Annotated in this window: 3 protein-coding genes; all 3 read right to left on the minus strand. The window is 35.6% G+C overall.

Features of this window, described 5'->3' with window-relative positions; genetic code table 11:
- Positions 1–340: 340 nt before the first annotated feature.
- From manZ to CKF59_RS07150, 3 genes are read right to left on the minus strand one after another with little or no spacing between them, the layout of a single operon-like run.
- The gene (manZ, locus tag CKF59_RS07140; protein WP_119535241.1) at positions 341–1,171 is read right to left on the minus strand and encodes a PTS mannose transporter subunit IID; all 831 of its coding nucleotides are present in this window, start codon (positions 1,169–1,171) and stop codon (positions 341–343) included.
- An 11-nt stretch (positions 1,172–1,182) separates the two neighbouring features.
- Positions 1,183–1,992, minus strand: a complete 810-nt coding sequence (locus CKF59_RS07145; RefSeq protein WP_119535242.1) for a PTS mannose/fructose/sorbose transporter subunit IIC — start codon at positions 1,990–1,992, stop codon at positions 1,183–1,185.
- Positions 1,993–2,002: 10 nt separating this feature from the next.
- Complete coding sequence (locus tag CKF59_RS07150) at positions 2,003–3,040, minus strand: mannose/fructose/sorbose PTS transporter subunit IIA (RefSeq protein ID WP_119535243.1); 1,038 nt, start codon at positions 3,038–3,040, stop codon at positions 2,003–2,005.
- Positions 3,041–3,189: the final 149 nt, after the last annotated feature.

Here is a 3,189-nt window from a genome sequence, read left to right on the forward strand (position 1 = left end):
ACATAACATTTGCCATATTTTATTGGAAGAAAATGATTAAAAACTTTCATTTGTCATATCATTTTAAAACTTTGACTAACAAAAGCTTTACCCCTAAAAAAGCACATTTCTAATTTTTCTCGCCTATTTTTTGGATAAATTAGTTGTTTGTATAAAAACTATCTCACTAATAACTAATAGTAGGGATTTACTTACATTGCTTGTGCACTAATTAAATGACAAATGCGTTTAATTTTTTTCTTAATAAAACTATATGGGATTACCCAAGCTTAACATTAATAAAATTTAGCAAATTTAAAAGCACCGTGAACTAAATTCACAGTGCTTTTAATAGTTAAGATTAACCTAAAATACCTAACCAATAACCTACAATACCTACCGCAAAACCAGCAAAGATTTGAGTAATTGGCGATAGCCCTTTACGTAATAACCACATACATAAGAAAGTTAAACCTAAAGGTAGTAAACCAGGAATTAAGCTATCAAAAATAGTTTGTAAAGTTTGTGGCGGAGCATTTGGATCAGTCGATGGTAAAGGTAAAACCACATTTACCCTTGCCCATTGATTAACTAGCACTCCAATCACAAAGAGACCTAGAATTGAAGCACCTTCAGTAAGTTTTTGTAATACCCCTGAAGAAGCATCCTGTACAAGGTTAACCCCTTGTTTATATCCAACAAGAATACCATAGTATCTTACTAATAAACGGATAATATTAAAACCGAAGAAGAATACTAAAGGTCCTAAAATTGAGCCTTGAATTGCAAGAGAAGCACCTAAAGCAGCTAAAATTGGACGAGCAGCTCCCCAGAAAATAGGATCACCTACCCCTGCTAAAGGTCCCATCATCCCTACTTTAACTGAGTTAATCGCACCATCTTCGATATCTGCACCATTAGCTTTTTGCTCTTCTAATGAAGCGGCAATCCCTAAAATAGGAGCTGCAACGAATGGTTGCGTATTAAAGAACTCTAAGTGAGCTTTAATTGCTTTTCTACGTTCTTCGTTATTCTCAGGATATAATCTTTTTAGAATTGGTAAAAATGTATATGCCCATCCTAAAGCTTGCATACGTTCAAAGTTCCATGAACCTTGGAAAGCATTAGAACGTATAAACATATTTCTTAAATCTGAATCAGTAATTTTTCTTTCAGTATTTTGTTGTGCCATAGTCCTCTCTCCTAATCATCTAAACGGTTATCTGCTAAGTTAACTTGAGAAGATGCTTGTGGATTTGCCGCAACTGCACCTTTTTGATATCTTGGATGAATTTGGATATAAAGGATAGCTAAGCATAGACCAATTACACCCATACCAATTAAGTTGAAGTTTGTGAACGCAGCCGTTGTAAAGCCTAGGAAGAAGAAAGGCATTAAGTGACCAGCACGCATCATATTAATAATCATTGCATACCCTACTACCACGATAAAGCCACCTGCAACATTTAAACCATTAGTAATTACTGAAGGAATACCGTTGATTAAGTCTTGTACTACAGAAGTTCCAGCTGTTACCGCAACTAATACCGCAATAATTGAAATACGTAAAGAATAAAGAACAATACCTAAGTAGTGGTAAATTTCAATATATTTCCACTCCCCCGTCGTTGTTGCCTTATCGGCACCGTGTTGGAAAGATACACAGATTGCACGAATAAAAATAGATAACACTTGACCTGCAGCTGCGATTGGAATTGCTAAAGAAATCGCAGTTTCACGATCTTGTTTTGCTACAATTACAAGAATAGTAGAAATTACTGAAGCTAAAGCTGAATCAGGTGCTACAGCTGCCCCGATATTTGCCCAACCTAAAGCTAATAATTCTAATACCCCACCTACCATAATACCAGTTTGGATATCTCCTAATACTGCACCTACTAAAGTACACGCAATTAGAGGACGGTGAGTTTGGAATTCATCAAAAATAGAACCTATCCCAATTATTGTCGCTACTATAAATAGTAACACTAATTGAATAATACTAATATCCATAATTACAATCCTATGCTAACCCTTTATCTGCAAAAATTTTCATTAAATCAACAGATTTTTCATTAACAACCTGTCTAACTTCTAATTTAACTCCAAGAGAATTTAGTTCTTTAAATGCAGCCACATCTTCTGGAGTAACATTTACCGCTTTGGTTAAGTTAGTTTTACCTTCTTTAAAAGAAATACCTCCAACATTAACCTCTTTAATTGGCCATTTTGCTTCACGAACTAAAGTTAAAATATCTTCAGGATTCGTAAATAACAGCATAAAGCGTTCACCAGCATATTCCGGATTATTCATTACACGAGTTGCTTTTGCTAAGTCTAAAACGTGTGCCGTAACTCCAGGAGGCGTAGATTGTTTTAACATAGTTGAACGTACTTTATCTTTAGCCACATCATTGTTGATAACAAGAATACGTGAAACTTCTGATACTTTAGTCCAAACAGTTGCTACTTGCCCATGGATTAAACGGTCATCAATACGAGTGAGACCTATAGTAAAGTGTTTGTCATTTTCTAAAGGCTCAATTACTTGCGAACCAATTTTTGATGGTCCATTATAAGCTGGAGCTTGATTTGCACTTACAGTCGATGAGGCTTGTGATACTGCTACAGGGGCTGTTGGAGCTTCTTTTAAGATCTCTTGTCCTTGGTGGGTTGCTCTAACACCACTTCTTGCTCCTTTAACCGCTTCGGCTGCAATTTCTTCTAAAGGTAATTCTTCATCATCACGTGCAGAGAAAGCATTTAGTAATGCAGGAATATTTACTCCGGTCACAATAATTGCATTTGGATTTTGTCCAGCAGCCAAGTTTGCGGCATTAAATGGACTTCCACCCCAAAGATCAACTAAGAATAAGAATTTTTGATCTTCAGGATACTGTGCCATGATCTCACGGTATTTTGCTGCTAAAGTATCAGCATTTTCCCCAGGCACAAAATCCACGGCATGAACTCCGGTTTGTTCACCTAAAAGCATCTCCGTCGTAGCTAAAAGTTGCTTAGCTGCTACTCCGTGAGTTGCAATAATAAAAACTTCAGACATTAGATTCCTCAATAGTTTAAATAATAAACTTTAAATAACTATCCAAAGAAAGTTAATTCTAAACAAATATACTTAAGTGCAAGAAGATTAACTTTACTGTTACTTAGCTCTTTCTGTGAAAGAGCTACAAATAAAACGCTAGCGTTTTA

The organism is Psittacicella gerlachiana (assembly GCF_003585965.1).
Classification (GTDB): domain Bacteria; phylum Pseudomonadota; class Gammaproteobacteria; order Enterobacterales; family Psittacicellaceae; genus Psittacicella; species Psittacicella gerlachiana.